The 14,153-nt window shown below is 65.1% G+C and carries 16 protein-coding genes; 14 read left to right on the top strand and 2 right to left on the bottom strand.

Annotated features, from left to right (window positions below):
• Positions 1-38 precede the first annotated feature (38 nt).
• Positions 39-650 (top strand): DUF3275 family protein, encoded by a 612-nt coding sequence (locus F1599_RS20715; RefSeq protein ID WP_095377275.1) that lies wholly within the window; start codon positions 39-41, stop codon positions 648-650.
• 90 nt (positions 651-740) lie between these two features.
• Positions 741-1,568, top strand: a complete 828-nt coding sequence (locus tag F1599_RS20710; protein WP_095377276.1) for a DUF932 domain-containing protein — start codon at positions 741-743, stop codon at positions 1,566-1,568.
• Between the two features lie 410 nt (positions 1,569-1,978).
• On the opposite strand, the gene F1599_RS20705 is transcribed toward F1599_RS20710, so the two are convergent.
• Positions 1,979-3,649 carry a hypothetical protein gene (locus tag F1599_RS20705; RefSeq protein ID WP_150084303.1) on the bottom strand — a complete coding sequence of 557 codons (1,671 nt, stop codon included), beginning with the start codon at positions 3,647-3,649 and terminating at the stop codon, positions 1,979-1,981.
• A 158-nt stretch (positions 3,650-3,807) separates the two neighbouring features.
• Between F1599_RS20705 and F1599_RS20700 the strand changes: the two genes are divergently transcribed.
• From F1599_RS20700 to F1599_RS20680, 5 genes are all read left to right on the top strand, one after another.
• Positions 3,808-4,089: a hypothetical protein gene (locus tag F1599_RS20700; protein WP_150084302.1), complete on the top strand. Its 282-nt coding sequence runs from the start codon at positions 3,808-3,810 to the stop codon at positions 4,087-4,089.
• A gap of 430 nt (positions 4,090-4,519) precedes the next feature.
• Positions 4,520-5,170, top strand: coding sequence for a hypothetical protein (locus tag F1599_RS20695; protein WP_150084300.1), 651 nt, complete (start codon positions 4,520-4,522; stop codon positions 5,168-5,170).
• Positions 5,171-5,248: 78 nt separating this feature from the next.
• A complete protein-coding gene (locus tag F1599_RS20690; RefSeq protein ID WP_150084517.1) occupies positions 5,249-6,358 on the top strand; it encodes a DUF6094 domain-containing protein in 1,110 nt (369 codons plus the stop codon).
• Between the two features lie 102 nt (positions 6,359-6,460).
• On the top strand, positions 6,461-6,766 hold the full coding sequence (locus tag F1599_RS20685; protein ID WP_019486119.1) for a hypothetical protein: 306 nt from the start codon (positions 6,461-6,463) through the stop codon (positions 6,764-6,766).
• 99 nt (positions 6,767-6,865) lie between these two features.
• Positions 6,866-9,136 carry a helicase-related protein gene (locus tag F1599_RS20680; protein ID WP_176392681.1) on the top strand — a complete coding sequence of 757 codons (2,271 nt, stop codon included), beginning with the start codon at positions 6,866-6,868 and terminating at the stop codon, positions 9,134-9,136.
• Between the two features lie 93 nt (positions 9,137-9,229).
• Here the strand turns inward: F1599_RS20680 and panE are convergent, their stop codons facing one another.
• Positions 9,230-10,156, bottom strand: coding sequence for a 2-dehydropantoate 2-reductase (panE, locus tag F1599_RS20675; protein WP_150084298.1), 927 nt, complete (start codon positions 10,154-10,156; stop codon positions 9,230-9,232).
• A 111-nt stretch (positions 10,157-10,267) separates the two neighbouring features.
• Here panE and F1599_RS20670 point away from each other — a divergent pair, with 111 nt between their 5' ends.
• The 7 genes from F1599_RS20670 to F1599_RS20645 all read left to right on the top strand — a co-directional run bounded on the left by F1599_RS20670 (position 10,268) and on the right by F1599_RS20645 (position 14,144).
• Positions 10,268-10,864: a helix-turn-helix domain-containing protein gene (locus tag F1599_RS20670; protein ID WP_150084296.1), complete on the top strand. Its 597-nt coding sequence runs from the start codon at positions 10,268-10,270 to the stop codon at positions 10,862-10,864.
• Between the two features lie 48 nt (positions 10,865-10,912).
• A complete protein-coding gene (locus F1599_RS25995) occupies positions 10,913-11,092 on the top strand; it encodes a hypothetical protein (RefSeq protein ID WP_190286419.1) in 180 nt (59 codons plus the stop codon).
• Positions 11,044-11,628 carry a PFGI-1 class ICE element type IV pilus protein PilL2 gene (gene pilL2 / locus F1599_RS20665; RefSeq protein WP_150084294.1) on the top strand — a complete coding sequence of 195 codons (585 nt, stop codon included), beginning with the start codon at positions 11,044-11,046 and terminating at the stop codon, positions 11,626-11,628. The genes F1599_RS25995 and pilL2 overlap by 49 nt, the downstream gene beginning before the upstream one ends.
• The gene (locus tag F1599_RS20660) at positions 11,625-12,272 is read left to right on the top strand and encodes a hypothetical protein (protein WP_150084292.1); all 648 of its coding nucleotides are present in this window, start codon (positions 11,625-11,627) and stop codon (positions 12,270-12,272) included. Before pilL2 ends, F1599_RS20660 begins: the two co-directional genes overlap by 4 nt.
• Positions 12,273-12,343: 71 nt before the next feature.
• Positions 12,344-13,033 (top strand): TIGR03759 family integrating conjugative element protein, encoded by a 690-nt coding sequence (locus tag F1599_RS20655; RefSeq protein WP_395896791.1) that lies wholly within the window; start codon positions 12,344-12,346, stop codon positions 13,031-13,033.
• Positions 13,018-13,596, top strand: coding sequence for a transglycosylase SLT domain-containing protein (locus tag F1599_RS20650; RefSeq protein ID WP_058875861.1), 579 nt, complete (start codon positions 13,018-13,020; stop codon positions 13,594-13,596). The genes F1599_RS20655 and F1599_RS20650 overlap by 16 nt, the downstream gene beginning before the upstream one ends.
• Positions 13,593-14,144, top strand: a complete 552-nt coding sequence (locus F1599_RS20645; protein ID WP_058875860.1) for an integrating conjugative element protein — start codon at positions 13,593-13,595, stop codon at positions 14,142-14,144. Before F1599_RS20650 ends, F1599_RS20645 begins: the two co-directional genes overlap by 4 nt.
• Positions 14,145-14,153: the final 9 nt, after the last annotated feature.

Genomic DNA, 14,153 nt, shown 5'->3' with positions numbered 1-14,153 from the left:
CCGGGGCCTTGTCTTCTCTTCGTCCGCAGGAGACCTTCATGATCACCATTCCCGGCCAACTGGCCATCAAGACCATCCACGGCAGGAACGGCGACTTCAACGTCGGCCGCCTGGCGACCTCGATCGGCGAGTTCGTCGTGAAGAACGCCGAACTCGATCAGTACCGCGAGGGCAAGTACGACGGTGATTTCGCCATCGTCGAGATTCGCCCCTCCACGTACAACGCCAACGGCCGCATGGTCATCGAGATCCGCGCCCATCTGGGCGGGATGACGCTGTCCAACATCGACGCCCTGAGCCGCGACGAAGCCCGCCGGCTGAGTCCGCAGGAAGTCGATCCCATCGACGAGGAAGCGCAGGCGCCCGCGCCGGCATCGCCCCCGGTCAAGCCGAAGGCGAAGTCGCGCAGTCCGCGCGATCCCCTGGTCGATACCACGCCGTTCGGCAGCGAGCCGGCCGCCGCATCCCCCGAGGCCTCGGCCGAGGCGGACGACGTCGCGCTCTTCGGTGCGCTCTGGCCGCTGGGCGAGATCGTCAAGCTCGACGCCACCGTCGATCGCCGCTTCCTGCGTCAGCAGCGCGACCGTCTCGGTGCCTTGGGCTACGAGTTCGCTCCACTGTCCCAAGACTGGCATCTCGCCACGGCCTGACTCCAACCGCCGCGCCAGCGGCGTTCCACCACCCACCGGGGTTCCTCCCCGGTGGGGCGGGGCTCCGGTCTCTCATCCAAGGAGATCGTCATGCAACTCTCATCCCGCTTCGCTTATCGCTCCCCAGTGCTGCGGTCGAATCACCCGCTGTCCGATGACCAGATTCGCACCGTCGCACCCTCCATCTTCGCGGACACCCCGCACGAAAGCCGCTCCGGGCGGTACAGCTATATCCCCACGGCGGCAGTGCTGACCGAACTGCGCAAGGAAGGCTTCCAGCCGTTCATGGTGTGCCAGACCCGTGTGCGCCAGGAGGACCGCCGCGATTACACCAAGCACATGCTGCGGCTTCGCCACGCCAGCCAGATCAACGGCACCGAGGCCAATGAGATCATTCTGCTCAACTCGCACGATGGCACCAGCAGCTACCAGATGCTGGCGGGCATGTTCCGCTTCGTCTGCCAGAACGGCCTGGTGTGCGGCGACACGTTCGCCGACGTGCGCGTACCTCACAAGGGCAACGTCACCGATCACGTGATCGAGGGCGCCTACGAGGTGCTGCATGGGTTCGAGCAGGTGCAGGACTCGCGCGACGCCATGCGTGCCATCACACTCGACGACGGCGAGGCCGAGGTCTTCGCCAGATCGGCCCTGGTCCTCAAGTACGACGAACCCGGCAAGACCCTGCCGATCACGGAAAGCCAGATCCTGCGTCCCCGTCGTTTCGACGACAACCACGCGGACCTGTGGTCCACGTTCAACCGGGTCCAGGAGAATCTCGTCAAAGGCGGCCTGACTGGTCGCAGCGCCAACGGGCGCCAGCAGCGCACGCGCCCCGTCCAGGGCATCGATCAGAACGTCCGGCTCAACCGGGCGCTCTGGCTGCTCGCGGAAGGCCTGCGCAAGCTGAAAGCCTGACCCCCAGCGGATCGTGCCCATCGCGGCATGGTCCGCCTTTTCCTTCGCTGATCTGCGAGGTGGGCTTACGATCTCAAAATGACCCGTTGCTTCCATTCGAGCGTCACCGGCCAGCGTCTGCTTTGCAGGGCGTTATCGGTCACTTGCTCTCTCTAGCCAACTGACGATCTCGAGGGGGGCTGCAGCAGTTGGCGAGGCCAATAGGCTCGTCGTGATCCCGAGCACGTTTATGACCGCTGACGGCGTGTGACGGCATCGGCATGTGGCTTCCAGCCCGTCGCTTCAACGCCGGTCACTTCGTCTAGCCACGCGATTTGACCGGCACGTGAGGCCTGAATCGAACTTGCGCCCCGAAAGGCAGTATTGCTTACATGTAGCGGCGTAGACATCGTTTCGAAGAGCTCGCGACGTTACGGCGGATCATCAGAATGCCGCCATGGGCCTAAACCATGCGCTTGCAGGTCAAGTTGGAACTGCTCCGGATCCACGAAGCGGAGGAGACGAAGCTGATCGGGCGCCCGCAGCATCGCATAGGCATCCATACCAGGCAGGTCTGATGGACTCCACCCGAAGAGCGCATTGCGGTAATAAAGGTGGTCCCTGAGCAGCTGATACGGCTTGACGGATGTGCCAACAATGGCCGGTCGCTTCCGTCCCACCTCCGACAGCCTAGCGCCAGCCTGGCGGGATTGGGTGATCAGGTTCTGCAAGCTTGCATCAAAGCGCTGCAGAGGATTACAGATCGCAGACACACTTGGTGCGTGAGTAATTTCGTTGAAGAAGGCCACGCACCCCATCACGTGCGAGTCATAGAAGCTTGGTTCGGGGCGGGGGGACCAGTCCGAGAAGGGTGTCGGAATAGAGTCGATGCACATCTCCATCGACTGCGGCATGTTGTCAATTCGCACGCGCAGCAGGGGATTTAGTGCCTCGAACATGAACGGGCCAGGCCCAGCGAGTCGCAGCGCGATTAGGATGCTCGCAGCGTCCGCAGCGATTTTGCCAAGTTGTCGGCCGTCAGCTCTCGCAACAACCCGATGTAAGCACTGCTGTGCTAATTCATTGCGGCCATGGTGAAGGTGACAGCGCCCCTCTGCGTAGTCGATGACAAACATCAACAAGCCCGACGAGGCGACCGCGTGCGAATCCGCACGCAACTTGTCGAAATTCGCTTCGTCCAGATCGTTCACCTGAGCGCCAAGCTGGTGGTACTCCTTTAATAGATTCAAATCAGGGTCGAGGTAGCCCCAGTACATGCGAATGCGGTTTTGCTGTGCTTCCTCTGGGGAGACCCCGTCCCTGTCCCGGCCTGCAAGCAACTTACCGGCAGCTAGCGCAACAAGATCGCGCTCTGGAATAATCTCGGCGGCCATAGCGCACAGCCGCATCGTCGCCATGCCTGCGAGGTACAGCCGGCGAACCGCGTCAACCGCGGCGTCAAGTTCCTGCGAAGAGGAGTAGCTGCTCTGCATTTCAACGCGCAGGTTGGCGAGGTCCTGCTCGATGGACGAGTGCTTGCGCTGAGAGCGCTGATCCAGTCTGGCGAGCGTCGATCGGAACTCGGGGGCGTTCACGCCCTCAGGAATCGCTCGCTTGACCGAAGCCTTCCAGGTAGCTAAATAACTCATGGCGTCACCCGTGAGTGAAGCGGCATGCGCTTCAAGCAGCTGCCGAGCGCTGTCTAACACCGACTCAGGGTGCTGGCGGGCAGCATCAAGCATCTGAGCAATCCATGGGGCCGCCCAGACCTCAATGAAGCGCCGCAGCCCTTCTGCCTCCGTCGCCTCAGTGACCAGTGGGATAGACCTGGCATCGGTCAGTGCCGTTTCGGCGTCGAGCAGCCGGGCTTGTACAAGGCTTCGGAGCGCTTCGTTCGAGCCCGCGAGCAGATCCAAGAGCCGGTCTTGGAGGCCAGAACGGTGGGTCGAGCCACTATAGGTGTCGATCCGGCCACCAAACGAGCCGAGGCTGGCGAGCGCATCCTCTTTGTTTCGTGCAATCCCAAGGCCAGAGGCCAAGCCGTCAATGACGGCGGAGAAGGTCGGCAAGCGTGCGTAGCCTGATGGCGTGGGGATGAGCATCGGTTTCCGTGATTTCCGGTGGAGCAGAACGGCGTGAGCGGCAAATATCGCATTGTCGACGCCCCGACGTCGACGCGTCATCCAACCAGATGAAGCAAATGCAAATGCAGGGCCGGCGACGATACCGCGCCGACCCTACCTACATAAGGAGTAAACATATGCTCACGAACGTTGTCAAAACAGTTTCCGGCACTGCCGGTGAAGCGCTGGAAGTGCGAGCCTTTAATCGTCTGCAAGAGCGCTATCGCGATCCGCAGGTCGTGAAGGCGATTGTTGAAAATGAGCTTGACGCAGCCGGCGAAACCTGGGATAGCTTCAATACCTACATGCGGGTGAAGCAAAAGGTCCAGAACGACCAGATCAGCATCGTTCGCGCAGCCGAGGAGGCCGAATCGCTTGCGAAAAATTACTTAGGAGCAGCCGGCTTCGGTGGGGCATAACACTCGCGGCTCACGCCAAAGTGCCTCCTAGCGGCAGTTACCGGCAGTTTAGACTGCAACGTCGGCGACTGTCCGCTTCTGGCGATCTGCCTTCGTCTCGCCCGGGTTGCCGAACCGCGCTACCGCGAACTGAGGAGAGGGCATTGCTGGCCAGCGCCCTCCTCAGGGTATCGGGGCCAAGCAGGTGAACAAGGGCACACTGCAAAGCGGTTTTTCGCTACGGCCCATTGATCACCTGAAGCAATCTGCCCTCATGTCCGTCGGCGTTGCCGACAACATGCCCAGGTAGCCAAGACCTTTGAGGCTACGGTGCGTTGCGATGCACAGGTCGTTCTCTTCGCCAAGCCGTTCCCGGCGCTTTCTTCCACCCCTTGGGGCAGCAATTGCCCCGGCGGGCGGTGCTGTCTCCGATTCCTTCGAGGACCACAGCATGCCTGTCACCCATCCTTCCAAGACGCTGTACCGCATCGACGAATGCCCCGACCTCATGGCCGACGGTTACGTCGGTGACGAGCAGGGCAATCTCGTCTTTCTCTCGATCTGGGCGCGCGACACCGCCGTTCAGGAGTTCCTCGCCCGCCTGACCCTCGGCCGGGATGAACAGGGACTGGATCAGTTCCACGTCATCACCGAGCAGGGCGCATCCATCCAGGTCTTCGTCGGCAACGTCGAGAACCTGGAAAAGCGCATCACCCGCGCCTATCGGCGAACGCTGTTCGGTTCGCTGACGAATGTGTGGCTGTTCGATCGTCGCTGCGTGAAGCCAGACAAGGCCAACGCCAGCGCGCTGGCGCTGCTGCCCAGGGATTCCGCTCACCGGCTCGACCGGCTGTGGACCCTGGTGCAGGACACCTGCCCGCTGCCACTGCTCGACCACTGGCGCGACACCGTGCTGGAGCTGTTGCAGACACGGCGGATGCTGACCGGTCTTCCCTTGGCCCTCGGGCCGCTGGAAGGCCATCGGCTGGCCCTCGATGTCCCGGCGCTGACGAAGGCGTTGGGCGAGCTGATCCGCAACGGCACCCTCGGCGCCACGCAGTACGAACTGGCCGCGAACGCACCGCTTCGGCGTGTGGCGTGAGCCATCCCCACGGGCATGCGCGCCGCGCGTGCCCGCCGCGCGTGCCCGCCTTCCCTCATCCATCACCAGGAGAAATCCATGACACTCATGTTTCCGCGCCTGGCGCGCAATTTCATCCGTAACGGCTACTTCCCCACCGACGAACCGACGCTGGAGCGGGCCTTGTCCGCACTGGCGCCGTCTCCCGGCGCCATGTCCATCCTCGATCCCTGCGCCGGCGAAGGCGTGGCGATCGCCGAAGCCGCTCACGCCCTCGGGCGCGAGCAGGTCCAGGCCTTCGCCGTCGAGTACGACGCCGAGCGCGCCCGCCACGCACGGCAACTGGTCGATCGCTGCATCCAAGGTGACCTGATGGACACGCTGATCTCGCGCCAGTCCTTCGGGCTGCTGTGGCTGAACCCGCCGTATGGCGACCTGAGCAAGGACGTGAACGGCAACATCGGCTATCAGGGCCAGGGCCGTGCGCGGCTGGAGAAGCTCTTCTATCAGCGCGCGCTGCCGCTGCTGCAGTACGGCGGCGTGCTGATCTTCATCGTGCCGTCCTACGTGCTCGATGCCGAGCTGGTCGGATGGCTGACGCGCCACTTCGCCGACCTGCGCATCTACCGTGCGGTGGAAACGCAGTTCAAGCAGGTGGTGATCTTCGGTCGCAGGATTCGTCAACGCGACCAGGCGTCGGAGTCGGCCAAGTCCTTGCGCGGTCTGCTGCTGCAGATCGGACAGGGTGACGCCGAAGCCGAGGAGCTGCCGCCCGAATGGCCGTTCCTGCCGTACACCGTCCCTGCCAGCCCGGCCGAGCCGGAGCACTTCTATCGCGTGACGATGGAGCCCGAGCAGTTCGCCGATGAAGTCGGCCGGCTGCAAGGTCTCTGGCCGGCGCTCGATACGCACCTGGGCGCCGCGCAGCAATCGCTGCGTCCGCCCGCGCGGGCCTTGTCGCACTGGCATCTCGCCTTGGCCTTGGCCGCAGGCGCGATCTCCGGCGTAGTGAAGTCCAAGAGCGGGCGCGTGCTCGTCGTCAAAGGTGATACCCACAAGGAGAAGACCCTCCAGACGGAATACACCGAACGCGACGACGGCTCCGTGGCCGAGACGCGCATCCTCACCGACAAGTTCGTGCCGGTCATTCGTGCATGGGACTTGACGCTGGGCTCGCCCACGTGGGGCGAAGTGCTGACCATCCGCTGATCCCTGTTCCCTGACGGTTCGCCGTCGCTTTCATCCACCCACCGGGGTCACGTTGCCCCCGATGGGGTGCCGTGGCCCCTTCTTCCAGAAGGAGAAACCACCATGGCACTCGCAATCCTCAACCTCGCATCACAAGCGCGCTTTTCGCCCGGGCAAGTGGTCATGACCGCCGGCGTCGACGAGCTGGTCCGACAGGGCCGGCTCAATCCCAGCGCGTACCTGCGCCGCCATCTTCATGGCGACTGGGGCGACCTGGACGACAGCGATCAACGGCAGAACGATGCCGCGCTGAAGTCCGGCGAGGATCGTCTGTTCTCGTCCTACCAGGTCACGCGCGACCTGAAGCTCTGGATCATCACCGAATGGGATCGCAGCGTCACCACGCTGCTGTTGCCCAGCGAATACTGATCCACATCCAGCGGCCTCGCGCCGCTTCTTTCTTCCCACCCAGGGGCATGTCACCGCCCCGTGGGGGAGGTGCATGCCCCATTGCTCTGGAGCATCACCATGTCCCTCGATCTCGAAACCGTTCCCGAAACCGCTGTGCAGCGCGACCTCCTCGAAGCGGCCGCTTCACCCCTCACGCTCAGCCTGCAGGACTTCGTGTCCGAGTTCGGCGACGAGTTGCTCGACTCGCTCAACCGCGCCAATCCTCCGGTCTACACCGGCCAAGTGCGGGTGCATCGGCAATTGATCCTCGCCGCGCTGAAGCGCAAGCTGTTCCCGGCGCAAGCCGATGTGGTCCACGCCGTCACCGAGCTGTTGGTCGACCGCGGCGAACGTGCCGCGATCGTCAATGGCGAGATGGGCTGCGGCAAGACGACGGTGGGTATTGCCACCGCAGCCGTGCTCAACGCCGAAGGCTACCGCCGTACCCTGGTGCTCTCGCCACCCCACCTGGTCTACAAGTGGCGGCGCGAGATTCAGGAGACGGTGGCCGGTGCCAAGGTCTGGGTGCTCAACGGCCCGGACACGCTGGTCAAGCTGCTGAAACTGCGCGAGCAGTTGGGCGTGCCGGCCCAGGGCCAGGAGTTCTTCGTCCTGGGCCGCGTGCGGATGCGGATGGGGTTCCACTGGAAACCTGTCTTCGTTCGGCGGCGCACGCCTCACGGCGACGTGGGGGCCTGCCCGGATTGCGGGCATGTCATCACCGACCTCGACGGCGAGCCGATCAACCCGGTCGAACTCGAAGCCGAGGAGTCCCGCCGCAAGTGCAGCCACTGCCGTGCACCGCTGTGGTCGTTGATCCGTCCCAGAGGCCTGTCCGCCAGCGACCAGTCCTCGACCGTGCTCAAGGCACTGAAGCGCATTCCTACCATAGGCGAAGTCACCGCGCAGAAGCTGATGCAGAAGTTCGGTGACGCCTTCCTCGCGTCGATGCTCGGGGACAACATCCACGAGTTCATCAACCTGATGGATGGCAACGGCGAGCTGGTCTTCTCGGACCGGCAAGCCCATCGCATGGAACGCGCGATGGCCAACATGGAGTTCGGCTTCGGCGAGGGCGGCTACCAGCCGTCCGAGTTCATCAAGAGGCAGCTTCCCCAAGGCACGTTCGACCTGCTCATCGCCGACGAGGCACACGAGTACAAGAACGGCGGCTCCGCACAGGGCCAGGCCATGGGGGTGTTGGCGGCCAAGGCGCGCAAGACGCTGCTGCTCACCGGCACACTGATGGGCGGCTACGGCGACGACCTGTTCCACCTGCTGTTCCGAGCCCTGCCGGGGCGGATGATCGAAGACGGCTACCGGCCGACGAAGAGCGGCAGCATGACGTCGGCCGCGATGGCGTTCATGCGCGATCACGGTGTCTTGAAGGACATCTACTCCGAGAGCACCGGCACGGCGCACAAGACGGCCAAAGGCACCAAGGTATCGGTGCGCACGGTCAAGGCGCCGGGTTTCGGTCCCAAGGGCGTGCTGCGTTGCGTCCTGCCGTTCACGGTCTTCCTCAAGTTGAAGGACATCGGTGGCAACGTGCTGCCGCCCTACGACGAGGAGTTCCGCGAAGTCGCGATGGACACGGCGCAAGCCGCGGCCTACCGCGATCTGGCGGGTCGCCTGACCCAGGAGCTGAAGCAGGCCCTGGCGAAGCGCGACACGACGCTGCTCGGTGTGGTCCTCAACGTGCTGCTGGCCTGGCCGGACTGCTGCTTCCGGTCGGAGACGGTGGTGCATCCGCGCACGCGCAGCACCTTGGCGTTCGTGCCGGCTCAGTTCAACGAGCTGGAAGTGATGCCTAAGGAACGCGAGCTGATCGAGATCTGCAAGCGGGAGAAGGCAGAGGGTCGCAAGACCCTGGTCTATTCGGTCTACACCGGCACGCGCGACACCACGTCGCGCTTGAGGGTGCTGCTGGAGCAGGAAGGCTTCAAGGTGGCGGTACTGCGCGCGAGCGTGGATGCTTCCCGCCGCGAGGACTGGATCGCCGAGCAGTTGGACCGTGGCATCGACGTGCTCATCACCAATCCCGAGCTGGTGAAAACCGGCCTGGACCTGCTGGAGTTCCCGACCATCGTATTCCTCCAGTCCGGCTACAACGTGTATTCGCTGCAGCAGGCCGCCCGGCGCTCATGGCGCATCGGCCAGAAGCAGCCGGTGCGCGTGATCTACCTGGGCTACGCCAACTCCTCGCAGATGACCTGCCTGGGGTTGATGGCCCGGAAGATCATGGTGTCGCAAAGCACGTCGGGCGACGTGCCGGAGTCCGGGCTTGATGTCCTGAATCAGGACGGAGACTCGGTGGAAGTCGCGCTGGCACGACAGTTGGTGTGCTGAACCTCACTGCTTCACTTCAACGGCTCCTCCGGGAGCCGTTCTTTTTTGGTCATCCAGACGGTGACATCGATCCGGGAAGCGGAAGACAGGGCCTCATCCACCGCCATGGGCCATGCGGGTCGCCTCGTAGGCCTGCATGTGTGCAAGGCTCACCCTCAGCAGCGGCGCATCCAGTCGAGCTTCATGCGCACGACGCAGCATGTCCCCAATGATGTGCTCATGCTCGGTGGGGCCACCACGTTGCAGATCGCGCAGCATTGATGCGGTGCCGGTGGACCCGCGCTCGGACAACGTTGTGAACATGCGGGCATAGGCGTCCTGCGATGGGATGTACCCTGAGGCGGCGGCGGTCGCCACGCATTCGCCAAGCATCTGGCGCACCAGCGCTTCGCCATCTTGTGCCTGCACGATTGCGCCAACGGGCGCGCGCATCAGCGTGGTCATGCCGGCATAGGTCGTGAGGAATACGAACTTCTCCCACATCTCCTGCAGGATGTCTTGGCTCAACACCGGTGCGAAACCGCCGCGCTCCACCAATTCATGCAGCGCCTGCGCCGCGTCCTGCTGGCTGTGGGTGCGTGCACCGAGGGCGAGGCGCTGCAGCGTGTTGAGATGCTGGATTTCACCGGCCGGGCCGAGCGCAACACCGATGTGGCACAGGCCGCCCAGAACGCGCTTGGCGCCGAAGCGCGCATCCAGGTGATCCAGATGCCGCACCCCATTGAGCAGCGGAACGATGCATGTCGAGGGGCCGATGGCCGGCGCGATGGCGGCCATCGCGCCCTCAAGATCGTAGGCCTTGCAGGCCAGCAGCACGACATCCACGGACGGCGGTGCCTCGACGACTGTTTTCACGGTAAGGGTCAGGTCACCCAAAGGGCTCTTGATGACGAGCCCGGTCTCGGCGAGTTGTGCGGCGCGTCTCGGCCGGACCAGGAAACGCACGTCCACGCCGGCCGCGGCCAGACGCCCGCCGAAATAGCCCCCGATCCCACCTGCACCCAGCACCAGAAGACGCATGGCCATGCTCCTGTTTGAATTTGAGAATTTCTACTATAGTAGAAATTCGTGGCGCGATCGATTTCAGCGCCATCGGGACCCCACGCATTCATCCTGACTTGATCGCGGCCCATGCCGAACTCCTCCGCTCCCCCGACCAGGCCGCAAGGTGAGCGCGCCGAAGCGCTCCCAGCCAATCTTCGACGTCTGCGTCTGGAGGCGCAGCTCACCCTTGATCGGCTCGGGGCGTTGTCGGGCGTGAGCCGCGCGATGATCTCCAAGATCGAACGTGGCGCCTCGGTTCCCACTGCCACGGTGCTGGGCAAGCTTGCCGCCGCACTGCAGGTCAGCCTGTCTCAACTCCTGGGGGGATTCCATGCGCGCCAGCCCAGGCTGCATGGCAGGGAGCGCCAGGCGGTCTATCACGACCCCGCTTCCGGCTTTGAACGCCGTTCTCTTTCGCCGCTGTTCGAGGATGGCGCGGTCGATCTGGCCTTCAACGTGTTGCCTCCGGGCAAGTCCGTCGAGTTCCCCCCGCACCATGCGGGCGTGGAGGAGTTTCTCGTCGTGCATGAGGGGGCGCTTACCGTGGTCATCGACGGAAGGCGCTTCGACGTCGCTGCCGGAGATACGTTGTTCTTTCCTTCGGATTGCGTGCATGAGTTCCGCAATGAAGGCGGCGAGCCGGCTGTCTTCTATATCGTGATCAACGATCGGACGCGGCGTTAGGCGGCGAGATCGCCCCGGCACGACCATTCGCCGCGGCATGATCCCGACATGCATCCCAGCAACCGCGTGGTTGCCGGCATTGCTTTCGGCAAATCGGGAGCCGACGGATTCGCTTTGTTTGCTGTGACAAAGGGCCTGCACGGCGATGGTAATGGCTCGTTGTTTCAGGACACCGATCCATGCGCCCATCCCGCCAGCCCTTCCATATCGCCGGACGCAGCCATCTGATCCGTTTGCCCGGCTTGCTCCTGGCCGCCATGGCCAGCGGCTGCGCGATGACGAACGCCGTGCCACCGACGCCCGCATCCAAAGTCACCGACATCGCGCCCGAAGCCGTGATGGAGTTCGTGCCGGTGACGCGGTATGGCCGCTACACCCTGGTTGAACTCGCGCCGACGGCGGCCCAGCACGACCTGTTGCTACAAGTGGTGGATGTGGAGATCCCCGGCACGCTGGGCGCCACCGTCGGGGATGCCCTCCGGCACCTCGTCCTGCGTTCCGGCTACCGGCTGTGCGATGAGCAGTCCGCCGATCTGCTGGCCTTGCCGCTGCCGGCGGCTCACTACCGGCTCGGCCCGGTCCTGCTGCGCGACGCGCTCTTGACCCTGGCCGGCCCCGCCTGGGATCTGCAGGTCGACGAGGGCGAGCGGAAGGTGTGCTTCATCCGCAGGCTCAGGGAGGCTCATACGCCGCACGAGCCCAAGCCACCGGAAATCAACCGTTCGGCGGAGCCCCCTCCGCTGATCCGGGAGGTTTCGCCATGACCATCCGGGACTCGGCGACGGGCCAGCGCACGACGCTGCTGCGGGTCGCGGCCGCAACCTGGTTGTTGCTCGTCAGCGCGGTGGTGCTGGTGGATCACATGGCCTTGTCCGGGCTGGCGGAACAGACCCAGGCCTTCGCGCCCACCGCGCAGGTGTCCCTGCTCGAATCCCGACTGGACGGCCTCTCGCATCGGATCGAACAACGCCACACTCAGCCCGCCGCCTTGCCGCAGGCGCGCTACGAGCAGGACACCGCGGCGTTGGACCAGCGGCTGGCGGCGATCGAGCTGGCGCAGGCCCAATACGCCGCCACCGATGCGCTGCACGCATTGGAAACCCGCGTCGCGCGACTGGAAGCCCGCCCGGTCTCGCGCCAGCCCAAGCTGCCCGCACCACGGCCATCCCAACCTGTGGCGGCCCAACCCAAGCCTGTTGAGCCTTCATTCCGCCTGATCGGAGTGGAACTGCGTGCGGGAGAACACTTCGTGTCGGTGATGCCTGCCGATGGCACCGGGCTGACCGATGTCCGCCTGCTGCGCGCCGGAGAGTCGGAGGGTGGCTGGCGACTGGGCGGGATCGAGCGCGATGGCGCCGTCTTCCGGCAGGGAGACGAGATCCGCAGGCTGCCCATCCCGCCCCGATAAGGAGGCCCACACCGATGGTCCCGCGCCACTTGACCCCGACGTTGCTGGTTGCATTGCTGGCCGCCTCCGCCATGCAGGCGGCGCTCGCGCAGCCCACCGGCGCAACCACCGCGGCCAGGACGGCGCCGAGCCGTGAAGCTCCTGCGGCCATCGCTCGCAGCGACGAACAGCGGGCGCAGGACTGGGGGCTGCGCACGGATGAATGGACGCGCTATCGCGAGTTGATGCAGGGGCCGCTGGGCGTCTACTCGCCCAGCCTCGACCCGCTCACGGCCCTCGGTATCGAAGCACGTTCCGACGAAGAGCGCCGCCGCTACGCGGAATTGCAGGTTCGGGCTGAAGCCCGGCGGGTCGAGAAGACGCTGGCCTACCAGCGTGCCTACGACGCCGCCTGGCAACGGATCGCGCCGGGCATGGCGAGGGTCAACCTACCCGGTGCCAAGCCGACCGGCGCGGGCACCACCATCGCATCAGGCACCGACCGAACCGCCGTCTTCGTGAAGGATGGCTGTACCGCCTGCGACCAGGCCGTGCAGCGGCTGCAGGCGTCGGGCGTCGAGTTCGATGTCTATGTCGTCGGCAGTCGCGCCGACGACGCACGCATCCGTGATTGGGCACGCCGGGCCCGTATCGACCCGACGAAAGTGCGCGCACGGCACATCACCCTCAACCACGACGGTGGCCGCTGGCTGTCCCTCGGCCTGCAGGGCGAACTGCCCGCCGTCGTGCGCCAGGTCGGCGGCCAATGGCAGCGACAGTAGGCCTCGCGCGTCTCGCGCTCCTGCTGCTGGCTTGCTGGGCACTCGGCCAGGCGAAGGCCGGGGAGGTTCCGCCGCCGGCCTACCAGTTCGCGGCACAGCGTGCGGGCATTCCGGCGGCGGTGTTGTACGCGGTGGCCTTGCAGGAGAGTGGCACCCGGTACCACGACCGCCTCGTGCCCTGGCCCTGGACGCTCAACGTGGCCGGGGCATCGCGTCGATTCGCCACCCGTACCGAGGCCTGCGCCGGCCTGCACCAGGCATTGCGCGACGTGCCGCGCACCCGCATCGACGCCGGCCTGGGCCAGATCAACCTGGGCTACCAGCGTCACCGCTACGACCACCCCTGCGAACTGCTCGATCCCTATCGGAACCTGGCGCTGGCCGCGCAGATCCTGCGCGAGCAGCACGCGCCGGGCCAGGACTGGCTGATCACGATCGGCCGCTACCACCGTCCCGCTGGTGGCGCACCCGCTGCGCGCTACCGCCAGAGTGTTGGCCGCCACTTGGCCCGCGTACTGGGCGAGCCAGCGCGGGGCTCGGATACCCGGAGAACCCTGCCATGAAGCCTCGAATCTTCCGTCCGGCTACGCGGTGGCTGATCGGCTTGCTGCCGCTCGTGTCCGTGCCAGCCGCTTTCGCACAATCGCCGCCCTTGATCGTCGTCGAGGATCATGGCGGTGCCTCCGCGCTGCCTTATTACCAGGCCCTGGACCTGCAACCGCGCACCGGAAGCAGGCCATCTCCCAGGATCGAGATGCCACGCCTGCCCGAAGGGCCTTCTGGCGAGGCGGCCATGCTGCCGGTGCGTTCTGCCCATTTGGCCCCTGGCGATGTGGCTCCCCGGGCGATCCAGGCGCCGGGGTTCACGCCGATGTTCCTGGTTGGTGATGACCAGCGCTCCCATGCCTGGCTGCGCCAGCGTGCCCCGGCGCTGCGCGAGCTCGGGGCCGTGGGGTTGGTGGTCCAGGTCGAGTCACCGCAGGCACTGGCGTCACTGCGTGCCCTGGCGCCCGGGCTGATGCTGGCACCGGCGTCCGGGGACGAACTGGCCGAGCGCCTGGGGCTGCGCCACTACCCGGTGCTGGTGACCGCCACCGGCATCGAACAGTGAGAACTGCCC

This window comes from Cupriavidus cauae, assembly GCF_008632125.1.
Lineage (GTDB): Bacteria > Pseudomonadota > Gammaproteobacteria > Burkholderiales > Burkholderiaceae > Cupriavidus > Cupriavidus cauae.
Note: the sequence above shows the minus strand (reverse complement) of the source record. Positions and strands in the feature narration are given on the sequence as shown.

Coding starts and splice junctions, on each gene's coding strand:
- F1599_RS20715 (WP_095377275.1), top strand. CDS start 39: ATGATCACCATTCCCGGCCAACTGGCCATCAAGACCATCCACGGCAGG.
- F1599_RS20710 (WP_095377276.1), top strand. CDS start 741: ATGCAACTCTCATCCCGCTTCGCTTATCGCTCCCCAGTGCTGCGGTCG.
- F1599_RS20705 (WP_150084303.1), bottom strand. CDS start 3,649: ATGCTCATCCCCACGCCATCAGGCTACGCACGCTTGCCGACCTTCTCC.
- F1599_RS20700 (WP_150084302.1), top strand. CDS start 3,808: ATGCTCACGAACGTTGTCAAAACAGTTTCCGGCACTGCCGGTGAAGCG.
- F1599_RS20695 (WP_150084300.1), top strand. CDS start 4,520: ATGCCTGTCACCCATCCTTCCAAGACGCTGTACCGCATCGACGAATGC.
- F1599_RS20690 (WP_150084517.1), top strand. CDS start 5,249: ATGACACTCATGTTTCCGCGCCTGGCGCGCAATTTCATCCGTAACGGC.
- F1599_RS20685 (WP_019486119.1), top strand. CDS start 6,461: ATGGCACTCGCAATCCTCAACCTCGCATCACAAGCGCGCTTTTCGCCC.
- F1599_RS20680 (WP_176392681.1), top strand. CDS start 6,866: ATGTCCCTCGATCTCGAAACCGTTCCCGAAACCGCTGTGCAGCGCGAC.
- panE (WP_150084298.1), bottom strand. CDS start 10,156: ATGCGTCTTCTGGTGCTGGGTGCAGGTGGGATCGGGGGCTATTTCGGC.
- F1599_RS20670 (WP_150084296.1), top strand. CDS start 10,268: ATGCCGAACTCCTCCGCTCCCCCGACCAGGCCGCAAGGTGAGCGCGCC.
- F1599_RS25995 (WP_190286419.1), top strand. CDS start 10,913: ATGCATCCCAGCAACCGCGTGGTTGCCGGCATTGCTTTCGGCAAATCG.
- pilL2 (WP_150084294.1), top strand. CDS start 11,044: ATGCGCCCATCCCGCCAGCCCTTCCATATCGCCGGACGCAGCCATCTG.
- F1599_RS20660 (WP_150084292.1), top strand. CDS start 11,625: ATGACCATCCGGGACTCGGCGACGGGCCAGCGCACGACGCTGCTGCGG.
- F1599_RS20655 (WP_395896791.1), top strand. CDS start 12,344: ATGCAGGCGGCGCTCGCGCAGCCCACCGGCGCAACCACCGCGGCCAGG.
- F1599_RS20650 (WP_058875861.1), top strand. CDS start 13,018: ATGGCAGCGACAGTAGGCCTCGCGCGTCTCGCGCTCCTGCTGCTGGCT.
- F1599_RS20645 (WP_058875860.1), top strand. CDS start 13,593: ATGAAGCCTCGAATCTTCCGTCCGGCTACGCGGTGGCTGATCGGCTTG.